The following is a 21293-nucleotide window of genomic DNA, read 5'->3' on the forward strand; positions in this document are numbered from 1 at the left end:
AATTAATTAGGTTGGCACGCCAATAGACAGAATTAAAGATTCCATCTCGTCTTTAATACGCTCAAAAAACCGTTAAGGCGGGCTCAAGCGAGCAATGGTGGCCTGTCGGCCCGTCAAGGGCGAGCGTCGGTAGGAATAAAACAATTCATTCTCTTGAAACGTGCACAGCCCACTTAAATGCACGCTCATTTTACCGGGGCTCAATTTTTCCAATCGGTGGCATGCAATACCCGGCAAATCCGCTTGCCATTTTCCAGGGCGCTTTCCCTGAATAAAAAAGGCAGCCAATTCCGGCTCGTCCAGGACATAGGCATCAAAAACCTCTTGCCCAACTTCAAAGTGCTCTTGGCTAATCGCTGGACCAACCCAGGCTTGCCAGGATTGCGCTTGGGGACAACGAGCAGTCATCGTCTGCCAGGTGCGCTCCAGGACTCCGGCTTGCAGACCACGCCAACCGGCATGGGCCACGCCCAGCACCTGGGCCTGCTCGTCCCAGATCACCACCGGCAGGCAATCCGCCGTCAGAATGGCCAAAGTGCGATCCCGGCGCGTGGTGATGGCAGCGTCAAACGGTCTGGGTGCGGCAGGCAACACATCCTGATCGGCATCCAGCACATCAGTGCCATGTACCTGTGCCAACCAGATTGGCTCCGAACCCAGGAAGTCTGCAAGCCGCTGGCGGTTGACCTGCACCCGCTCCGGATCATCGCCCGTATTCAAGCCTAGGTTCAGGCTGTCACGTTCGTCCTGGCTGACGCCGCCAGCCCGAGTCGTACAGAAATAAAGCAGCCCCGCTTGTGCGGGGCCACTAACAGTAGGAATCAACGTTGAGTGTGCCATTCAATAGACTCTGCAACAGATTGATAGTCTGACGGTGGCTCCGCCGAGAAGCTGCGGCGTTCGCCCGTATCGGGATCCTCAAACTCCAGCACATGCGCATGCAGCATTTGGCGCTGCGCCCCCGCGACGACGCGACCACCATATAAGGTATCGGCCAGCAAGGGATGCTTGATCGAACTCAGGTGGACGCGAATCTGGTGGGTACGCCCGGTTTCCAGCCGGCAAGCCACTTCGGTCACGGCCTCCTCGCCCGCATAACCCTGACGCAACATTTGATAATGCGTTACAGCATGCTTGGGGGCGACGGATGGCCCAGTACTCATGCGCACGGGCACGCGCAAATCGCGTCCAATCGGCTCATCGACCGAGCCCTGGCCCGGCAAGACACCATGAACCAAGGCCAGATACTGGCGTCCCATGCTACGCTCTTGCAGTTGTCGGACAAAGTGAGTTTGTGCGACTTCTGTGCGCGCCACCACCAGCAAGCCGGAAGTGTCTTTGTCCAGCCGGTGTACAACACCGGCACGAGGCACCTGACGCAGATTGGGAAAGCGAAACAGCAAACCATTGAGCAAGGTGCCACGCCAGTTACCCGCGCCCGGATGTGTGACCAGACCCACTGGCTTGTTAATCACCAGCCAGGAGTCGCTTTGAGCCACAACCTCGAAGTCCACGTCATCCGGCTCAAACGCCATGTCTTCTGGGGCCTGTTGTTCCCAGACCAGCACGGTATCACCGGGGTAAACCGTATGCTTGACCTTGACGGCCTGGCCGTTGACAAGAACATGCCCACTCTCGACCCAGGACTGTAGACGGCTGCGCGAATGCTGTGGCAGTAAACGCGCTAAGGTCTTGTCCAGACGATCGGGAGACGCAGTGATGGGAAGGATAAAACGCAGTGCGTCGGAAGAAACAACACTATCTTTTTCAGTATCTGTGTCAGGCATGGCGACAAATCATATAATTGAGCAGCAATGCTAACACCAAGGACGCTTTTGTGACTCGCCTGAACCTGAACTTGCCACGTATTCGTGGCACCAAGCTGGCCCACGTAGCCGCATTAATGCTGGCCGCCACGTTGCTTGCTGGCTGCGGCACTACCAAAAAAGAAGTTGACCCCACCACGGGTTGGACCGCCGATCGCCTGTATAAAGACGCCCGTGAAGAAATGTCCGCCGGCAACTGGAAAGAGGCGCGTACCCGCCTGGAAGCCGTCGAGTCCCGCTACCCCTTTGGCACTTACGCACAGCAATCGCTGATCGACCAAGCCTACATTAACTGGAAAGACGAAGAGCCTGCCAAAGCCCTGGCCGCTATTGACCGTTTCCAGAAGCAATACCCCAGCCACCCCGGCACCGACTATATGCTGTACCTGAAAGGGCTCATCTCCTTTACGCCCCCTAGTGCAGCTCTGTCCAACATTACCCAACAGGACCCCAGCGAGCGTGACCCTAAAGGTCTGCGCGAATCCTACGAAGCCTTTAACGATCTGCTGCAACGCTACCCTGATAGCCGATACGCACCCGATGCCGCCAAGCGTTTGACTTGGCTGGTCAGCACCATCGCTCAGAACGAAGTGCATGTGGCCGAGTACTACTACAAACGTGGCGCTTACGTCGCTGCGGTGAACCGTGCCCAAACCGTGATTACGGACTTCAAGGGTGTGCCAATCGCCGAGCGCGCGCTGTACCTGATGTACCTGTCCTACGACAAGATGGGTCAAACCGAGTTGCGCGACACCACCAAACGCGTGATGGATCAAAACTTCCCGGACTCAAAATACTTCACGGAAGGCTTGGATACCAAGGTTAACTACTGGAACCCGATTAACTGGTTCTAAGCCTTGCAGCAAAGCAGCACAAGATACGGACTGCCTTTGTGAAACGGCAATAAAACGTCTCACTGAATGCAGCCCAAAAAAGGGCCGAATCCTGGATGGGATTCGGCCCTTTTTACTTTTGAGTTGTGGGCAACTGATCTGTTTCAGAAGGCTCTGCCTGCCAATTGCCATCCAAACCCAAACGCCTGAAGCCGGAGCAGCCAGCTCCGGCCTCGCTCTTTAATGAGGATTGACCGGGCTTGCACCATCACTACTGGGGTAGCGAGCAAACTGTTTGACCATCGTCGTGCTACTGGCATCAAGCCCCTGTACCTGCACCTGAGCACCACCACGACGCAATTTCAGTACAACCCGATCCAAGGCCGCAACCGAACTTAAGTCCCAAAATCGTGTCTGGCTCACATCAATACAGATATGCGGCACTTTCTCTTGATAGTCGAACTGTGAAAAAAAGTTCTCTGCAGACGCAAAAAACACCTGCCCGAAAACAATATAAGTACGTGTCTGGCCATCTTCGCTGAGACTTGAGGTGATATGCAAAATACGGCGCACCTTGTGTGCAAAGAACACACCGGAGAACAGAACACCTGTCAGCACCCCTTTGGCCAGATCGTGGGTGGCGACAGTGACCACCACCGTCGCCAACATGACGACACTGGATGTTCTAGGATGCACGACCAAGTCTTTGATTGAACGCCAATTGAATGTACTAATGGAAACCATCACCATCACGGCAACCAGGGCAGCCATCGGTATCTGCTTGACCCACTCCCCCAGAAAGACAACCAGTATCAACAGCACCACACCCGCTGTTAAGGTGGACAGTCGACCACGGCCACCTGACTTGACGTTGATCACAGACTGACCAATCATGGCACAGCCCGCCATCCCTCCGACAAAGCCTGTGGCGATATTGGCAACCCCTTGCCCTACACACTCTCTGTCTTTGTTGCTCATGGTGTCAGTCATATCGTCCACGATCGTGGCCGTCATCAAGGATTCCAACAGGCCCACGACACATAAGGTGACCGAGTAAGGAAAAATAATCTGCACCGTTTCCCAAGCCCAAGGAACCTGGGGAATCAAAAAGCTGGGCAGGCTGTCTGGCAACTCCCCCATATCACCCACAGTGCGGATATCCAGCTCAAGAACCATATAGACAATGCTGAGAACCACAATGGCAACCAGGGGCGAAGGCACAGCCCGGGTGATGTAAGGCAATCCATAAATAATGACCAGGCCAGCCGCCGTCATGGCATAAACGTGCCAGGTCACATTCGTCAACTCCGGCAATTGGGCCATAAAAATCAAGATCGCCAGGGCATTGACAAAGCCAGTGATGACCGAGCGCGAGACAAACTGCATCAGTTGCCCAAGGCGAAAAAACCCAGCCAACATTTGCAGCATCCCGGCAAGAATGGTCGCCGCCAACAAGTAATCCAGCCCATGCTCTTTCACCAGTGTCACCATCACCAAGGCCATCGCCCCGGTCGCAGCCGAAATCATGCCTGGCCGGCCACCGACAAAAGCAATAAGCGTGGCGATAGAGAAAGAAGCATACAGGCCGACCTTAGGGTCCACACCCGCAATAATGGAAAACGCAATGGCTTCTGGAATCAGCGCCAATGCCACCACAAGACCAGCCAACAAATCACCCCGAACGTTGGAGAACCATTCCGTTCTGATTTTTTCAATCAACATAAACACCGCATTTACAAAGAAGAGAGACGCGCTCACCATGCCCAGCGCAGCCGTCACAGGCTGGACATACAGGGCAAACATGAGCAAGCCCGTCGCAGCAGACAGCGAGGGGCTGGATAAAAGGGAAAAACAAGAGAAGAATGCTCTTGCCGCGCTGGCGCCCCCTTAAGGGGGGGTGACGGAGTGAAAATGTCCGCGAGGCATGGCTGCGCCCCGGTAATGAACCGGTTTCAGTGTGAGGTAAGCAAGGTTAGCCATGGCCATGATTGTACTCAGAAAACAAAACGTGTTCCCTGCCCTTGAAAACAGACAGCCCACCAGAGATGGTCTAGTCTGTGATTTTGAGCAAGAAGCCAGCTAATCGACTGGCCCTTCACCGTTACTCCAGGCCGTCTCCTACCATCACTTGCCCCGCTTCATCGCTGTGTCGCTTGGCCTTTTGCTCCCGCAAAAACGCCAAGGCCCGAGCAGGATCACGAGTACGGGCAAAAGGTGGCAAACCACGCCACAACAATTTGCCGTAGGGCTTCTCAACAATACGGGTGTCACCCACCATCAGCACGCCCCAATCACGTTCGGTACGGATCAGACGCCCTGCCCCTTGTTTCAAGGCAATAGCGGCTTCGGGCAACTGATACTCCATAAAGGGATTACCGCCTCTGTCCTTGCATTCCTTGATACGGGCTTCCAGCACCGGATCATCGGGTGGCGCAAAGGGCAGCTTGTCGATGGCAACCAGCGTCAAAGCATCGCCGGGCAGGTCAATCCCTTCCCAAAAACTGGCACTACCCACCAGCACCGCATTGCCACGAGCACGGAACTCGTCCAGCAGAACTTGCCGGGAACGCTCCCCCTGACGCAGCACATTGCGCTCTATGTCTTCCCGATCAAATCGGTCCCGCAGCATATCGGCAATCCGCTCTACCGAGCGCAAGGTGGTACAGAGCACCAGCACACCGCCCTGACCGGCCTTGATCAAGGGAATGAGCGCATCCACGAATGCCTGATTGAAATTCGGATGGCTAGGAAGCGGCAAGGTGCTGGGCACATAGAACAGTGCCTGATTGGGATAGTCGAACGGTGACGCCCAGGCTTGCGTGCGGGCATCGAACAAGCCCAGTTGCCGCTTGAAGTGATTGAAGTCCCCGTGCACCGACAAAGTGGCCGAGGTCAGCACCCAGGACTGCTCCTTGCCTCGGTAGCGCGAGAAAATCTTGGCTACTGACAAAGGCGCACTGTGCAGGCGCAAATAATGCTGACCGCTTTCTACCCAACGCACGAACTCGTCAGGCTGATCTTCGTCTTTTTCGCTTTCTGGCAGATAAGCGTGACGGCCCTGGCGATCTGGCTGACTCCACTGGAACAAGCGCGCACGTATTTCCAATGCGCTCTTATGTGCCGCCGCCAGATCAGGATGGCGTTCAGCCACCATGGCCAGCATCTTGATGACCTTGTCGAAGGTCTCCAGCACATTCTCCAGCGCCTCATCAAAAAGCTCGGGTTCGGGCAAGGCCTGAAAAGTAGCACGGCCACCTTGGGCCGCCAGCGAAGCAGTACGCAGATGCAAATCCCGCGCCGATTGTTCCAGCTTGCGGGCAACCTGACTCCAGTCCACGGTCTCACGGGCCTGGGCCAAACCCGCCGCTTCTATCTGCCGACACAAATCCGTCAATTGATACAAGGACACGCTGCTACCCAGAAAACGGGTAGCCACATCGGGCAGTTGGTGCGCTTCGTCAAATACCACCAGATCCACGCTGGGCAGCAAATCCGTCACGCCTTCTTCACGCAAGGCCAGGTCGGCCATGAACAGGGCATGGTTCACCACCACCACATCGGCATCCTGGGCATGACGGCGGGCTTTCATCACAAAGCAGTCGCGCACAAAGGGACAGTCCTGTCCCAGGCAGTTATCCCGTGTGGAAGTGACTCGATGCCAAATATCCGCGTCCTCCGGGACCTCGGCCAGTTCACCCTTGTCACCGCTACGGCTACGCTCCGTAAAAAGCTGGATGGCACGCAGATACGCAATTTCCGCACGGGACTTCAGGGCACGGTCGTCCTGACCCAATCGTTCCAGATGGTAATGACAGACATAGTTACTGCGCCCCTTGAGCAAGGCCACATCCACCGGCAAGGCCAGCGCCTTGCGCAGATGAGGAATATCACGACGGAACAATTGATCCTGCAAGGTGCGCGTTCCAGTCGAGACCAAGGCTTTGCCACCTTGCATGAACACGGGCACCAGATAGGCCCAGGTCTTGCCCGTTCCGGTACCAGCCTCGGCGATCAATACGCCAGACTCGGCGACGGTCTCGCTGATGGCTTGGGCCAGCTCCAACTGAGCCTGTCGCGGACGATAGTGCGAGACAGATTCTGCCAATGGGCCTTGGGGGGAAAATATATCGGAATAATCCTGCAACAACATGGGGCAAAACCGCTCAGGGAGAGGTGACGAATGACAGAACTGTCTACAATCACAGTGGAATACATACAAGATGATACCTGCCAATTCTGGGTCGCTGCCGGTCTTTATGGCAAAATGCGGCGCTTGCAGACCCTTTTACAACGATGGACCCATAACTGAAATGACTGTGGAAACCCTCGCCCAGCAACAGGATCACCAACAGATTCTGGCGCTACTGGCCTCTGAACTGAACATCCGCATCCAACAAGCCGCCTCTACGGTTGAGCTCTTGGACAACGGGGCCACGGTCCCTTTTATTGCCCGTTACCGCAAGGAAGCGACTGGCGGCCTGGACGATAATGTCCTGCGTGATCTGGAAGTGCGCCTGATCTATTTGCGCGATATGCAATCGCGTCGTCATGCCATTCTGGAATCGATCCGCCAGCAAGAAAAACTGACGCCCGAGCTGGAGCAAGCCATTTTGGCGGCGGACACCAAGCAGCGTCTGGAAGACTTATATGCACCGTACAAGCCCAAGCGTCGTACCCGTGCTCAGATTGCCCGCGAGGCCGGTCTGGAGCCGCTGGCGGACGCCATTCTGGCCCAGAAGGAGGCCGACCCTCTGACGTTGGCCGAAGGCTATCTGAATGCCGAAGCCAAGATCGACACGACCAAAGCTGCTCTGGACGGTGCCCGCGACATTCTGGCCGAACGCTTTGCCGAGCAAGCCGACCTGCTGGAAGCCATGCGCGACTATCTGTGGAAGTCCGCCCACTTGTACTCCAAGGTTGCCGAAGGCAAGGAGCAGGAAGGCGACAAGTTCCGCGACTGGTTCGACTTTAACGAAGCACTGCGCCAACTGCCTTCTCACCGCGTACTGGCTTTGTTGCGCGGTCGCCAGCAAGGTGCGCTGGATCTGCGCCTGGGTCTGAACCCCGAGCAGGATGCGCTTTTGCCCCACCCTTGTGTGCTGAAAGTTGCCGAGCTGACCGATATTGGCGCTGACTTTTCCGCCGACGCCAGCCCACGTGATCACTGGTTAGCCGAGGTCTGCCGCTGGACCTGGCGCGTCAAGTTGCTGACAGCGTTTGAATCCGAGCTGATTGGTCGTCTGCGCGAACAAGCCGAGCAAGAATCCACCCGCGTGTTTGCCGCCAACCTGCGTGATTTGCTGCTGGCGGCCCCCGCTGGCAATAAAGCCGTGCTGGGCCTGGACCCAGGTATTCGTACCGGCGTAAAAGCCGCTGTGATCGATGCAACCGGCAAGGTGCTGGATACGGCCACCGTCTACCCCTTTGAGCCCCGTCGTGACCGCGAAGGCGCCATTCGTACCCTGGCCGGTCTGGCTACTCGCTACCAAGTTGAACTGGTGGCGATTGGTAACGGTACAGCGTCACGCGAAACCGAAAAACTGGTGGCTGACCTGCAATCGGCTTTCCCCCAACTGCCGCTAACCCGCGTCGTCGTGTCCGAGGCCGGTGCTTCGGTGTACTCCGCCTCCGAGCTGGCTGCCCAGGAATTCCCTGACATGGACGTCAGCCTGCGCGGTGCCGTCTCTATTGCCCGCCGCCTGCAAGATCCACTGGCCGAGCTGGTCAAGATCGACCCCAAATCCATTGGTGTGGGTCAGTACCAGCACGACGTGAACCAGCGCGAACTGGCTCGCAGCCTGGACGCCGTCGTCGAGGATTGTGTGAACGCCGTGGGTGTGGACGTCAACACTGCTTCCGCTCCCCTGCTGGCGCGCGTGTCCGGCCTGAACAACACGCTGGCCAAAAACATCGTCATCTGGCGTGACGAAAACGGTGCCTTCCAAAGCCGCAAGCAGTTGCGTGACGTACCACGTTTTGGTGAAAAAGCCTTTGAACAGGCCGCGGGCTTTTTGCGTATTCCCGGCGCAGCCAACCCGCTGGATGCCTCTGCAGTTCACCCGGAGGCCTACCCGGTTGCTGCCCGTATTCTGGAGCGTCTGCAAACCGAAGCCAGTGATGTCATGGGTAAGTCCGGCGCATTGAAAGGCTTGTCGCCGTCGGACTTTACGGATGAACGCTTTGGTTTGCCCACCGTGCGTGATATTTTTAACGAAATTGAAAAACCCGGCCGCGACCCTCGCCCTGAATTCACCACCGCCAAGTTCCAGGAAGGCATCAACTCTCTGAACGATTTGACGCCCGGCATGATTCTGGAAGGCGTAGTCACCAACGTAGCCAACTTTGGCGCCTTCGTGGACGTAGGCGTACACCAGGACGGTCTGGTCCATATCTCGGCCCTGTCCGACACCTTTGTGAAAGACCCGAGAGATGTCGTTCGCGTGGGTCAGACGGTTAAGGTTAAAGTTCAGGAAGTGGATGTAGCCCGCAAGCGTATTGGTTTGACCATGCGCCTGAACGACGACAGCGGCCCGATGCGTGGTTCCAGCAGCACAAACAACGCTCCCCAGCGCCGTTCCGGAAACAATCGTCCCAACCGGCAAGCTGAACCGGCACCAACCGGTGCCATGGCAGCCGCCTTTAGCAAGCTTCGGAGATAAGCCATGACTGAGACCGAGCGCCTTCCCCAACTGACGCGTCTGCTCAATCTGCTGACCGGATTTGATCAGAAGGAACAGGATATTGCAGCCATCAGCCAGTCCGTACTGACTGCCAGCGCCAGCCCGGCGGCGATGGGTGAGGCTTATGGCAAGCACGCCCAGAACCTGATGGAACATGATCCAGATGGTGCTCTGATCCTGGCCATCAGCTACGAACTGGACGACTATCTGGCCCTGGCCGATACCGTTGATGAGCTGTGGGAAGAAATCCTGGCTGCGTTTGAGAGCCAGGACCTGCCCGCCTTTCCCTACGACGATATGCCTTTTCAGGACGTGGACGGCTTTTTCCAATGGGCTAACGAACAGTTACAAGAGTTTCACCCCTCCTACTGCCTGCTGGAGTTTGCCCAAAGCTATGACGAAGAGTTTCAACTGATCGTGGTCAAACGCGAGAACCTGGAAGAAATTCTAAATCTGTGTGAAGAGCTGGGTATTCCCGCCCAGCCTGCTCAATAAAGACCGTATCGATGCGAGCACAAGCCCTCATCGAGATACACGGGGACTAGCCACCATAAACCAACAGGCCCACGGATGAGTGGGCCTGTTGCTTTTCAAACTGACTGCATCCGCTACGGGTATCCTTCATACCCATCTCGCAGCAGAATCATCACCTAGTCTCGCATCGAATCCAAAGCCGCTTCGAGCGCATCGCGCAAATCTGCCGAGACACGTGCCACTTCTTCACCAGCGCAATGAATGTGCAGCTCCTGACCTTCCTGTTTGGCGACTTCGGCAAAAGCCGCTGTCTGCAGTGCCTTGATCGCCACACCAGCCTGTTTTGGGTCTGCGTAAGAGCGAGACAGAAACAGCTCTTGTCCAGCAGCATCTTGCAGGCGGAAACGGAAGGTGCCGTCTTCGTCGCGGAAGTTCACAAAACGAGCTTTACGAGCCTTGGCTTCAGTCTTGCTAACTGCCACGCTCAAGGGGTCACGCAGGCCCACGGCCGCCTTCAATTCATGGATGAAGGGGGTGGCGTAGGCTCGGGCCTTGCGCGCGCCAACTTGCAGCAAATCCTCAATATCCTGAGGACGAGCCATCAAGGCTTCGTAGCGATCCCGCATGGGCGCAATCATGGCTTCCAGCAACTGATGCAAAGCATCCTTAGCCTCGCCCCAGGCCATACCGTCGATCAACTGCTGACGGAAGGCTTGAGTCTGCTCGGGTGTCGCAAAGGCCTTGTACAAGGCCGTCAGGTGCGACTCATCGGGGTCTTTAGACTCGCCGGGACCTTTGGAGTCCGTCACGATGCGGGCGATGGCAGACTTCAGTGCCTTGGCACCACCTTCAAACAAGGGAATGGTGTTGTCATAGCTCTTGGACATCTTGCGGCCATCCAGGCCGGGCAAGAGGGCCACGTCCTCTTCTACCTGCACCTCAGGCAAGACAAACAGCTCCTTGCCACGGCCATACAGGTGATTGAAGCTCTTGGCGATATCGCGTGCCATTTCCAGGTGCTGCACCTGATCCCGGCCCACAGGTACCTTATGGGCATTGAACATCAGGATGTCGGCCGCCATCAGTACGGGGTAGCTGAACAGGCCCATGGTAACGCCATCATCAGGCTCTACGCCCGCCGCCTCATTCTTGTCGACAGAAGCCTTGTAAGCGTGCGCACGGTTCATCAAGCCCTTGCCGGTTACACAGCCCAGCATCCAGGACAACTCCGGAATCTCCGGAATATCGGATTGACGGTAGAACGTTACTTTTTCCACATCCAGGCCGCAGGCCAGCCAGGTAGCCGCAATCGCACGGCGCGAAATGGCTACGCGTTCCGGGTCGTCACATTTGATCAGGGCGTGGTAGTCCGCCATGAAGAAAAATGCGTCGACATCAGCTTGCTGGCTAGCACGGATAGCCGGACGAATCGCCCCGGCATAATTACCCAAGTGTGGAATACCGGTCGTTGTAACGCCGGTCAGTACTCGTGTCGTCATGATAAAAAATACGCTTATAAAACTACGTGTCAGGGTTCAGGAATCAGGCGCGTGGCCAGTGGCCGCACCCAGCCTCCTACAAAATAACTGCCTGGCGCCGCTCTGACTCCAGGTACTCGCGCGATTGCATTTCCATCAAACGCGAGACAGTACGGTGGAACTCATTGGCCATGGGGCCATCGACATACAACTGATCCTCGGGCACCGCCGCGGACATAATAAATTTGACTTTGTGATCGTAAAAAACATCGACCAGCCAGGTAAAGCGCCGGGCCGCAGAAGCATCACGAGCCGTCATGCGGGGAACATCGGACAGGATCACAGTCTGGAATCGGTTAGCCAGTTCCAGATAATCGTTCTGCGAACGTGCGCTGACGCACAAAGTCTCGAAATCAAACCAGACAGCCGAGCCTGACAAGGCCACCGCTTTTACATCCCGGTTTTCGATGCTGAGCACCGGCTCTTGAGGGGCCGTGTCCGACAAGGCCGTGAACATGGCTTGCAACTCTGCGGTGGTCTGTGGCCCCAATGGCGTCAAATAGGTTTTCACCTGCTCCAGCGCACGGCGACGGTAATCCACCCCCGTGTCCACGTTCATGATGTCCATGTTCTTCTGGATCAGCGCAATAGCGGGCAAGATGCGGTCGCGGTGCAGGCCTTCCGGATACAAGGTGGAAGGCTCGTAGTTGGAGGTCATCACAAAGGACGTACCGCGCTCGAACAGGCCCAGCAGCAGCTTGTACAAAATCATGGCATCGGCCACATCCGAGACGTGGAACTCGTCAAAACAGATCAGGCGATAACGCTTGGCGATACGTTTGGCGACCTCATCCAAGGGATCACTCATGCCTTTGACCTGATTCAGCTCTTTGTGCACGCCGCGCATGAACTCATGGAAGTGAATCCGAGTTTTGCGCTTGAGCGGCACCGTCAGGTAGAAGGCGTCCATCAGGAAGCTCTTGCCGCGCCCGACCCCACCCCACAGGTACACACCACGCGGCACTTCCGGACGGGAAAACATACGACGCAAGGCCCCGGAGCGCATTCTGCGAAACTCCACCCACTCGTCGTAATAGCGTTGCAACCGGTCTATAGCCTGCTCCTGTGCCTGGTCGGCACGGTAGCCTTTTTCCGCTAAAGCCTGATGGTAATACTCGTGAACATTCATATCACTGAAAATAAAAGAACCTGTCCAAGACAGGTAGTGGTCTGCCAGTATGCACTGTAATCCCCAGCAGCACCGCTTTTGACGCAGGGTCTGAGCCTACTGCGCGGTTAATTACCTCACGCATCGCAGCCGCTACGGACTGCTGTGATCAGCCTTTCGTGACGAAAAAAAGGGCGAGCCCGTGCCCGCCCTTTTCCAACAACACCCTGAAAGTCTATCAGAAGTTCAGAGCGCGTTTGTCCACTGCCAAGGCCGCTTCTTTCAGGGCTTCGGACAGGGTTGGGTGAGCATGGCAAATACGGGCGATATCTTCCGACGCGCCACGGAATTCCATAATGGCAACAGCTTCAGCCACCAGCTCGGAAGCCACAGGGCCCACAAAGTGCACGCCCAGAACTTCGTCCGTCTTGGCATCCGCCAGAACCTTCACAAAGCCGGTAGTGTCACCCAATGCGCGGGCACGGCCATTAGCCAGGAAGGGGAAGCTGCCAGCGCGGTAAGCACGGCCTTCGGTCTTCAGTTGCTGTTCGGTCTTGCCAACCCAGGCGATTTCGGGCGAGGTGTAAATAACCCAAGGCACGGTGTCGAAGTTGACGTGGGGTTGCTGACCAGCCAGACGCTCGGCCACAGCCACACCTTCCTCTTCGGCCTTGTGAGCCAGCATAGGACCACGCACCACGTCACCCACCGCCCAGATACCTGGCAGGCTGGTGGCGCAATCGTCGTCCACCACCACGAAGCCGCGCTCGTCCAGTTTCAGACCAATGGTGTCTGCACCCAGACCGGCCGTGTTAGGCACACGGCCAATGGACACGATCAACTTGTCGGCCTCCAGCTTGTGCTCGGCACCAGCGGCGTCCACATAGTTGATGGCAACACTCTTGGCCGTCTTTTTGATTTCACCCACTTTCACGCCCACATTGATCTTCAGACCTTGCTTGGTGAAAGCCTTCAGAGCTTCCTTGGCAACGTCGCGATCCACAGCGGACAGGAACTCGGGAGCCCCTTCCAGAATGGTCACTTCGGCGCCCAGACGACGCCACACGCTACCCAGTTCCAGACCGATCACGCCAGCACCGATAACGGCCAGCTTCTTGGGAACCTTGGGCAGACGCAGTGCGCCGTCGTTGGACAAAATTTGCTCTTCGTCGAAATCGGCACCAGGCAAGGCACGAGCCGAACTACCGGTAGCGATGATGACGTTCTTGGCAACCAGCTCTTCGGCATTGGCACCGGCCACGTTCACCGACCAGCCGCCGTCAACCTTGCCGCCAAAAGAGGCCGTACCGTGAAAGAAGTTAACCTTGTTCTTTTTGAACAGGTACAGAATGCCGTCGTTGTTCTGCTTGACGACCACGTCTTTACGACCGATCAGCTTGTCCAGATTCAGCGATACGCCCTTGACATCCACGCCATGATCAGCCAGATGCAAATTGGCGTGCTCGAAGTGTTCGGACGATTGCAGCAAGGCCTTGGAAGGAATGCAACCAACGTTGGTGCACGTACCGCCAGGAGCGGGTTTGCCTTCCGCGGTGGACCATGCATCCACGCAAGCGACGCTCATACCCAGTTGAGCAGCGCGGATGGCGGCGATGTAGCCACCAGGGCCTGCACCAATCACGACAACATCAAATTGCTTAGCCATAAAAAATCCCATAAATGTGAAAAGGCACACTGGACCGCCCTACAAGCAGGCGGGAAAGAATCAGGTGGCGGACGCCAACCCCCAGCTCCTTAAACAAAGTCGGCCAAGGCTTAGAAGCAAGCACTTGGCCGTAAACATACTAGACCGAAACTACCGCGTGCTTAGACGTTCAACAGCAGACGCTGTGGATCTTCCAAGGCTTCCTTCATGGCCACCAGACCCAGAACGGCTTCGCGGCCGTCGATGATGCGGTGGTCGTAGGACATGGCCAGGTAGTTCATGGGGCGAATCACGATCTGACCGTTCTCCACAACAGCACGGTCCTTGGTGGCGTGAATGCCCAGGATGGCGGACTGAGGTGGGTTGATGATGGGAGTGGACAGCATGGAGCCGAACACACCACCGTTGGAGATCGAGAAGGTACCGCCTGTCATTTCTTCCAGGGTCAGCTTGCCGTCGCGAGCACGGGCACCGAAGTCAGCGATTTGCTTTTCGATGTCAGCGATGGACATTTGATCGGCGTTACGCAGGATGGGCACCACCAAACCGCGTGGGCTGCCAACGGCCACACCGATGTCAAAGTAACCGTGATAGATGACGTCTTTGCCATCCACCGAGGCGTTCAGCACGGGGTACTTCTTCAACGCAGCCACAGCCGCTTTCACGAAGAAGGACATGAAACCCAGTTTCACACCGTGCTCTTTCTCGAACTGATCTTTGTATTTTTTACGCAAATCCAGCACCGCTTGCATGTTCACTTCGTTGAACGTGGTCAACATGGCGTTTTCGGATTGCGACTGCAGCAGACGCTCGGCGATACGAGCACGCAGGCGGCTCATGGGCACGCGCTGCTCTGGACGGCCATCCAGAGACAAGGTGGCGGGTGCAACAGGAGCAGCCGCAGGCTTGCTGGCGGCAGCGGCGTTGGCTTCCAGAGCGTCGCCCTTGGTGATGCGACCACCACGGCCGGAGCCTTCCACGGAGCTGGCTTCCACGCCTTTCTCAGCCAGGATCTTGGCAGCAGCAGGCGAAGCAACCGAGGAAGCAGCCGAACTGGTGGCTGGGGCAGCAGCAGCGGGCGCAGCGGCTGGGGCAGCTTCTTGAGCGGCAGCAGGAGCGGCGGCGCTGGCCTTGCCTTCGGAGTCGATACGGGCCAGCACGTCACCGGAGGTCACGGTGCTGCCGTTGGCCTTGACGATTTCGCTCAGTACACCCGATGCAGGAGCGGGAACTTCCAGCACAACCTTGTCAGTTTCGACCTCGATCAGGATTTCGTCGGCCTGAACCATTTCGCCAGGTTGTTTTTTCCATTCCAGCAAGGTGGCTTCGGAGATGGATTCAGAAAGTTGGGGAACCAGAACGTCAGTAATTGCCATGATTATATTTTCCGTATTTAAAATTTGGGGTGCGTTATTTGGTCAGCATGAAGCCTTTGCGAGCGCCGAAAGCCTGCTCCAGCAACACCTTGTGTTGTTCCTGGTGCTTGGCCAGGTAACCAACAGCCGGCGAAGCGGACGCGGCACGACCGGCGTAACCCAGCTTCTGACCTTCGGTCATGTTCTCGTAGATGTGATGCTGAACGTAGAACCATGCACCTTGGTTTTGAGGTTCGTCCTGAACCCAGATAACTTCCTTGGCGTTGCTGTACTTAGCCAGCTCTGCCTGGAAGGCCTTGTGGGCAAACGGATACAACTGCTCCACACGGATAATGGCAATATCGTTGCGCTCCAGCTCTTTGCGGTGGTTGACCAGATCGTAGTAAACCTTGCCCGAGCAAGCCAGAACACGTTTGACAGCGGCTGCATCAATCGCCTGATCCGTTTCACCGATTACAGGCATGAAGTGGCCTTCAGCCAGATCGCTCAATGGCGAGGTAGCATCTTTGTTACGCAGCAAGGACTTGGGCGTCATGATGACCAAAGGCTTGCGGAAAGGACGGATCATCTGGCGACGCAGAACGTGGAAGATCTGGGCACCATTGGTGGGCTGGACAACCTGGATATTGTTGTCTGCACACAGTTGCAAGAAACGCTCGATACGTGCCGAAGAGTGCTCGGGACCCTGACCTTCGTAACCGTGTGGCAGCATCAAGGTCAGGCCGCAATGACGGCCCCATTTGGCTTCACCCGATGTAATGAACTGGTCAATCACAACCTGGGCGCCGTTGGCAAAGTCGCCGAACTGGGCTTCCCAGATCGTCAAGATATTGGGCTCTGCCGAAGCGTAACCGTATTCAAAGGCCAGCACGGCTTCTTCGGACAAGACCGAGTCAATCACCGTGAAGGTAGCTTGGCCTTCGGAGACGTTCTGCAAAGGAATGTAGGTACCGTCGTTCCAGCGTTCGCGTTTTTGATCATGCAGCACGGCATGGCGGTGCGTGAACGTACCACGGCCCGAATCCTGCCCGGTAATACGAATGGCATAGCCATTGTTCACCAAGGTTGCAAAGGCCAGGTGCTCGCCCATGCCCCAATCCACTTGCGCTTCACCACGCGCCATGGCACGGCGGTCGTTCAACATGCGGTTGACCAGAGGGTGAACGGTAAAGCCTTCTGGCACGGTCGTCAGTTTTTCACCGATGCGTGTCAGCTCGGACATCGGCAAGGCGGTATCAGCCTGGTCGGTCCATTTGGCGCCCAGGAAGGCAGACCAGTCGGTGGCGTACTTGTTCTTGTAGTCAGTCAGAACAGGTTCAACCGTCCGCTTGCCGTCTTCCATCAGTTGACGATAGCCCTTGACCAGATCTTCGGGTTCGTTATCGGACAGAACACCTTGTGCAACCAGCTTATCAGCGTACAGCTTGCGGGTGCCATTGTGCTGACCAATCGTCTTGTACATCAGCGGCTGGGTCATCGAAGGCGTATCTTGCTCGTTGTGGCCCAGTTTACGGAAGCAAACAATATCAACCACGACGTCGTGCTTGAACTCACGGCGGAAATCCAGAGCCAACTGAGTCACGAACACCACGGCTTCAGGATCGTCGCCGTTTACGTGGAATACTGGGGCTTCAATCATCTTGACCACGTCCGTGCAATACAGCGTGGAGCGTGTATCGCGGGGGTCAGAGGTGGTGAAACCGATCTGGTTGTTAATAACGATGTGCAGCGTGCCACCGGTACCGTAACCACGAGTCTGGGCCAGGTTCAGTGTTTCCATGACCACACCCTGACCAGCAAAGGCCGCGTCACCGTGAACCAGCACGGGCAGAACCTGGCTGCCGTCCTCGTCGCTACGACGGTCCTGGCGAGCACGGACCGAACCTTCGACCACTGGATTAACAATTTCCAGGTGGGAGGGGTTAAAGGCCAAGGACAAGTGAACCGGACCGCCACGGGTGGACAGGTCGCTGGAGAAACCATTGTGATATTTCACGTCGCCGTCGGTCAGGCCTTCAGCGTGACGGCCTTCAAACTCGGCAAACAGGTCACCGGGCATTTTGCCCATGATGTTGACCAGCATGTTCAGACGACCACGGTGAGCCATGCCCACGATGATTTCCTGAACGCCGTTCTCGCCAGCGTGATTGACGACTTCATCCATACAAGCAATGAAACTTTCACCACCCTCCAGGGAGAAGCGCTTCTGGCCTACGTATTTGGTGTGCAGGAAACGCTCCAGGCCTTCGGCCTCGGTCAACTGCTTCAAGATATTGCGTTTTTGCTCAACGTTGAACGAACCAGTACCATGCACGGACTCCAGACGCTGCTGAATCCAGCGTTTGACCACCGGGTCGGAGATGTACATGAATTCTGCGCCCACCGAACGGGAGTACGTATCACGCAAGGCCTTGAGCATGTCGCGCAGCGTCATGGTGTCGGCTTTGGTGAAGTAGGTGTTGGTAGCGGAGTAGACCTGGTCCAGATCCGCTTCCGTCAAGCCGTAAAAAGCGGGATCCAGTTCTGGAATGCTGGGTCGCTCGGAACGCTTCAAGGGATCCAGATCGGCAATACGGGCACCCAGAGAACGGTACGCCGCAATCATGGACTGGACCGACACCTGCTTCATGGCAACGGTCAGATCCGGTGCTTGCGCGCTGGTCAGGAAGGCATTGGCTTTGGCACGTTGGGCGAAGGACTCGACAATAGGCGCGTGCGCTTGATCGCGGGTGCTGTCGCGGCCGTCAGTCGCTGGCTGATGCTGTAGTTGATCGAAGTACTCGCGCCATTGGTCGGCAACAGAGCCCGGATTGTCGAGGTAGGACTCGTAGAGTTCTTCGACGTAAGGAGCATTGCTCCCGAACAGATATGAATTACTAAGCAGTTCTTTTTGCGATGACATTATTACGCTTCACCTATCCGAGTGTTTCACTCGTGTTGAGATGCAGGAAAACCTTCCGCGACACGGACCTCGCCGGTTAGCGGATAGCAGGAGCAGAAGGCAACGTAGGACGCCTTATACAAGCCGTATCGATCTAGTATAACGCCGCACACAAAAGGCGCAATTAATGACATCTAAAATGCTTGGGGACTACATCAGACCGTTGGCATTAACAAACACATCGATCTATCACGGGGGTGAATTCTTACAAAAGAAGCACCTCAAATCATGATTGACACCTCTGGCCCGCCCCACATGAAGGAAAAATTCCGATATGCTAAACGGGTGCAGCAAGTACGCGCTTCGCGGGCCCCTTTTCCACCAAACCGAGCCCTGCCTGCCCTTGGTCACCTTGAGGCAGGCAAGCAGCGTTGCCTTCACATATGCTGCCTATAACAAATCAGCACCTACCTGGTGACTGTATTTCTTATAAATTAGATTCACTTTTACACTAGAAAATCCTATCAGGAGCTTTACCAACATGGATGCCAACGCCGATCTGGCCAAACTTGCGCTGGACTATCACGCGTATCCCACGCCCGGAAAAATCTCGGTGGTCCCCACCAAGACCCTAGCCAATCAAGATGACCTCTCGCTAGCCTACTCCCCCGGCGTCGCATCTGCTTGCATGGCCATCCACGCCGAAGGCGAAGAAGCTGCCGCCAAGTACACCTCGCGCGCCAACCTGGTAGCGGTGGTTACCAACGGTACCGCCGTGCTGGGTCTGGGCAATATTGGCCCACTGGCTGCCAAGCCCGTCATGGAAGGCAAAGGCTGCCTGTTCAAGAAATTCGCCGGCATCGATGTATTCGATATCGAACTGAACGAAACCGATCCGGACAAGCTGGTCGACATCATTGCTGCGCTGGAACCCACTCTGGGTGGGGTGAACCTGGAAGACATCAAGGCCCCCGAGTGCTTCTACATCGAGAAGAAGCTGCGCGAGCGCATGAGCATTCCCGTGTTCCACGACGACCAGCACGGTACGGCCATCATCTCGTCCTCCGCCGTTCTGAACGGCCTGAAAGTCGTCAACAAGAACATTGCCGACATCAAGCTGGTTTGCTCGGGCGCAGGTGCTGCCGCCATTGCTTGCCTGGACTTGCTGGTGGCCCTGGGCGTGAAGCAAAGCAACATTTTCGTGGCCGATTCGCGCGGCATCATCTGGAAAGGTCGCGACGAAAACATGGAGCCCAACAAGGCTCGCTACGCTCAAGAAACCGATGCCCGCACACTGGCCGATGCCATGGTGGGTGCCGACGTGTTCCTGGGTTGTTCGGCTCCTGGCGTGCTGAGCGCCGATATGGTCAAGACCATGGCCGACAAACCGCTGATTCTGGCCCTGGCCAACCCCGAGCCTGAAATCCGCCCCGAAGTCGCCAAGGCAGCTCGCCCTGACTGCATCGTTGCTACCGGCCGTTCGGACTACCCGAACCAGGTCAACAACGTGCTGTGCTTCCCCTTCATTTTCCGTGGTGCCCTGGACGTTGGCGCCAGCGTGATCAACGAAGAAATGAAGCTGGCTTGCGTGAAAGCCATTGCCGAGCTGGCCCAGGTCGAGCAAAGCGACGATATGGCCACTGCTTACGGCGGCGAAGATCTGCGTTTTGGTCCTGAGTACATCATTCCCAAACCGTTTGATTCCCGTCTGATCGTTCAGATCGCTCCTGCCGTGGCCCAGGCGGCGATGGACTCCGGCGTTGCCGCCCGTCCTATCGAAGACATGGACGCCTACCGCCAGAAACTGATCGCCATGACCTACCACACCGGCCCGCTGATGCGTCCGTTGTACATGCAGGCCAAGGCCGCACCCAAGCGCATCATTTACGCTGACGGTGAAGACGAGCGCGTATTGCGTGCGGTGCAAACCGTGGTGGACGAAAAGCTGGCCCAGCCTATTTTGGTGGGTCGCCCCAGCGTGATCGACATGCGCGTCAAGAAAGCTGGCCTGCGTCTGGAAGCGGGTAAAAACGTGCAAATCGTTGACCCTGAAGACGACGATCGCTTCACCGAAACCTGGACTGCCTACTACAAGCTCAAGGCACGTGAGGGCGTCACGCCAGACATCGCCAAGGCCATGATCCGCAAGCACAATTCGCTAATTGGCGTGATGCTGCTGCAACGCGGTGATGCCGACGGCATGATCTGCGGCGTGGCCAGCAACTACGACAGCCAGCTTAACTATGTCGAGCAAGTCATTGGCCTGAAAAAAGAAGCCCAAACCTTCGCCGCCATGAACGTGCTGATGCTGCCCACACAAACGCTGTTTGTGTGTGACACCCACGTCAACGAGAACCCCACAGCCGAACAGATCGCCGACATGACGATCCAGGCCGCCGATGAAGTCAAACGCTTCGGTGTGGTGCCTCGCGTTGCTCTGCTGTCGCACTCGAACTTTGGTAGCCGCCAGACCGAGTCCTCGCGCAAGATGGCCAAGGCTCGTCAGATCCTGGCTGAACGCGCTCCCGACCTGGAAGTGGACGGCGAGATGCACGCTGACTCCGCCCTGTCCGAGAAGATCCGCCTGAAAGCCTTCCCCGACAGCACGCTGCGCGGTTCGGCCAATCTGCTGATCACGCCTAATCTGGATGCCGGCAACATCACCTACAACATGTTGAAAATGACAGGCAGCAACGGTGTGGCCATGGGCCCCATCCTGCTGGGTGCGGCTCGCCCCATCCACATCCTGACGACCAGCGCCACGGTGCGTCGCATCATCAACATGACAGCCCTGGCTGTTGTGGATGCTCAGCAAGAAGCCCTGCAAAACAGCTAATCCTGTTTAGCTAAATAAAAACCGGATGCCGCATAAAGCGACATCCGGTTTTTTATTGCTTGATCAACCCCTGCC

13 protein-coding genes are annotated in these 21293 nt (G+C 56.6%); 4 read left to right on the forward strand and 9 right to left on the reverse strand.

The window, feature by feature from the left end:
* Window positions 1–72 precede the first annotated feature (72 nt).
* Together pgeF and ACDI13_RS05070 are read right to left on the reverse strand one after the other, a co-directional pair.
* The gene (gene pgeF / locus ACDI13_RS05065; RefSeq protein ID WP_316990838.1) at window positions 73–840 is read right to left on the reverse strand and encodes a peptidoglycan editing factor PgeF; all 768 of its coding nucleotides are present in this window, start codon (window positions 838–840) and stop codon (window positions 73–75) included.
* Window positions 822–1787, reverse strand: a complete 966-nt coding sequence (locus ACDI13_RS05070) for an RluA family pseudouridine synthase (protein ID WP_316990837.1) — start codon at window positions 1785–1787, stop codon at window positions 822–824. The genes pgeF and ACDI13_RS05070 overlap by 19 nt, the downstream gene beginning before the upstream one ends.
* A 116-nt stretch (window positions 1788–1903) precedes the next feature.
* On the opposite strand from ACDI13_RS05070, the gene ACDI13_RS05075 reads away from it, so the two are divergent.
* Window positions 1904–2680 carry an outer membrane protein assembly factor BamD gene (locus ACDI13_RS05075; protein ID WP_372373088.1) on the forward strand — a complete coding sequence of 259 codons (777 nt, stop codon included), beginning with the start codon at window positions 1904–1906 and terminating at the stop codon, window positions 2678–2680.
* A 219-nt stretch (window positions 2681–2899) separates the two neighbouring features.
* On the opposite strand, the gene ACDI13_RS05080 is transcribed toward ACDI13_RS05075, so the two are convergent.
* A complete protein-coding gene (locus ACDI13_RS05080; protein WP_316990848.1) occupies window positions 2900–4381 on the reverse strand; it encodes a SulP family inorganic anion transporter in 1482 nt (493 codons plus the stop codon).
* A gap of 379 nt (window positions 4382–4760) precedes the next feature.
* Window positions 4761–6809, reverse strand: a complete 2049-nt coding sequence (locus ACDI13_RS05085) for an ATP-dependent DNA helicase (RefSeq protein ID WP_316990836.1) — start codon at window positions 6807–6809, stop codon at window positions 4761–4763.
* A gap of 160 nt (window positions 6810–6969) precedes the next feature.
* Between ACDI13_RS05085 and ACDI13_RS05090 the strand changes: the two genes are divergently transcribed.
* Both ACDI13_RS05090 and ACDI13_RS05095 read left to right on the forward strand, forming a co-directional pair.
* Window positions 6970–9318 carry a Tex family protein gene (locus ACDI13_RS05090; RefSeq protein ID WP_316990835.1) on the forward strand — a complete coding sequence of 783 codons (2349 nt, stop codon included), beginning with the start codon at window positions 6970–6972 and terminating at the stop codon, window positions 9316–9318.
* 3 nt (window positions 9319–9321) lie between these two features.
* Window positions 9322–9834 carry a hypothetical protein gene (locus tag ACDI13_RS05095; RefSeq protein ID WP_316990834.1) on the forward strand — a complete coding sequence of 171 codons (513 nt, stop codon included), beginning with the start codon at window positions 9322–9324 and terminating at the stop codon, window positions 9832–9834.
* A gap of 155 nt (window positions 9835–9989) precedes the next feature.
* Here ACDI13_RS05095 and ACDI13_RS05100 read toward each other — a convergent pair whose 3' ends face one another.
* The 5 genes from ACDI13_RS05100 to ACDI13_RS05120 form a co-directional block, all read right to left on the reverse strand.
* Window positions 9990–11312, reverse strand: a complete 1323-nt coding sequence (locus tag ACDI13_RS05100; protein WP_316990833.1) for a tryptophan--tRNA ligase — start codon at window positions 11310–11312, stop codon at window positions 9990–9992.
* 76 nt (window positions 11313–11388) lie between these two features.
* Window positions 11389–12480 carry a cell division protein ZapE gene (gene zapE / locus ACDI13_RS05105; protein WP_316990832.1) on the reverse strand — a complete coding sequence of 364 codons (1092 nt, stop codon included), beginning with the start codon at window positions 12478–12480 and terminating at the stop codon, window positions 11389–11391.
* A 217-nt stretch (window positions 12481–12697) separates the two neighbouring features.
* Window positions 12698–14125: a dihydrolipoyl dehydrogenase gene (gene lpdA, locus ACDI13_RS05110; protein ID WP_316990831.1), complete on the reverse strand. Its 1428-nt coding sequence runs from the start codon at window positions 14123–14125 to the stop codon at window positions 12698–12700.
* Window positions 14126–14286: 161 nt separating this feature from the next.
* Window positions 14287–15501 (reverse strand): 2-oxoglutarate dehydrogenase complex dihydrolipoyllysine-residue succinyltransferase, encoded by a 1215-nt coding sequence (gene odhB, locus ACDI13_RS05115; RefSeq protein ID WP_316990830.1) that lies wholly within the window; start codon window positions 15499–15501, stop codon window positions 14287–14289.
* A 34-nt stretch (window positions 15502–15535) separates the two neighbouring features.
* Complete coding sequence (locus ACDI13_RS05120) at window positions 15536–18403, reverse strand: 2-oxoglutarate dehydrogenase E1 component (protein ID WP_316990829.1); 2868 nt, start codon at window positions 18401–18403, stop codon at window positions 15536–15538.
* 520 nt (window positions 18404–18923) lie between these two features.
* On the opposite strand from ACDI13_RS05120, the gene ACDI13_RS05125 reads away from it, so the two are divergent.
* Window positions 18924–21218, forward strand: a complete 2295-nt coding sequence (locus ACDI13_RS05125; RefSeq protein ID WP_316990828.1) for an NADP-dependent malic enzyme — start codon at window positions 18924–18926, stop codon at window positions 21216–21218.
* The last annotated feature ends 75 nt before the right edge of the window (window positions 21219–21293 follow it).

It is taken from the genome of Alcaligenes faecalis, from assembly GCF_041521385.1.
Classification (GTDB): Bacteria; Pseudomonadota; Gammaproteobacteria; order Burkholderiales; family Burkholderiaceae_B; genus Alcaligenes; species Alcaligenes faecalis_E.

Coding starts and splice junctions, on each gene's coding strand:
- ACDI13_RS05070 (WP_316990837.1), bottom strand. CDS start 1,787: ATGCCTGACACAGATACTGAAAAAGATAGTGTTGTTTCTTCCGACGCA.
- pgeF (WP_316990838.1), bottom strand. CDS start 840: ATGGCACACTCAACGTTGATTCCTACTGTTAGTGGCCCCGCACAAGCG.
- ACDI13_RS05100 (WP_316990833.1), bottom strand. CDS start 11,312: ATGACGACACGAGTACTGACCGGCGTTACAACGACCGGTATTCCACAC.
- ACDI13_RS05080 (WP_316990848.1), bottom strand. CDS start 4,381: ATGTTGATTGAAAAAATCAGAACGGAATGGTTCTCCAACGTTCGGGGT.
- lpdA (WP_316990831.1), bottom strand. CDS start 14,125: ATGGCTAAGCAATTTGATGTTGTCGTGATTGGTGCAGGCCCTGGTGGC.
- ACDI13_RS05120 (WP_316990829.1), bottom strand. CDS start 18,403: ATGTCATCGCAAAAAGAACTGCTTAGTAATTCATATCTGTTCGGGAGC.
- ACDI13_RS05085 (WP_316990836.1), bottom strand. CDS start 6,809: ATGTTGTTGCAGGATTATTCCGATATATTTTCCCCCCAAGGCCCATTG.
- ACDI13_RS05075 (WP_372373088.1), top strand. CDS start 1,904: ATGCTGGCCGCCACGTTGCTTGCTGGCTGCGGCACTACCAAAAAAGAA.
- zapE (WP_316990832.1), bottom strand. CDS start 12,480: ATGAATGTTCACGAGTATTACCATCAGGCTTTAGCGGAAAAAGGCTAC.
- odhB (WP_316990830.1), bottom strand. CDS start 15,501: ATGGCAATTACTGACGTTCTGGTTCCCCAACTTTCTGAATCCATCTCC.
- ACDI13_RS05125 (WP_316990828.1), top strand. CDS start 18,924: ATGGATGCCAACGCCGATCTGGCCAAACTTGCGCTGGACTATCACGCG.
- ACDI13_RS05095 (WP_316990834.1), top strand. CDS start 9,322: ATGACTGAGACCGAGCGCCTTCCCCAACTGACGCGTCTGCTCAATCTG.
- ACDI13_RS05090 (WP_316990835.1), top strand. CDS start 6,970: ATGACTGTGGAAACCCTCGCCCAGCAACAGGATCACCAACAGATTCTG.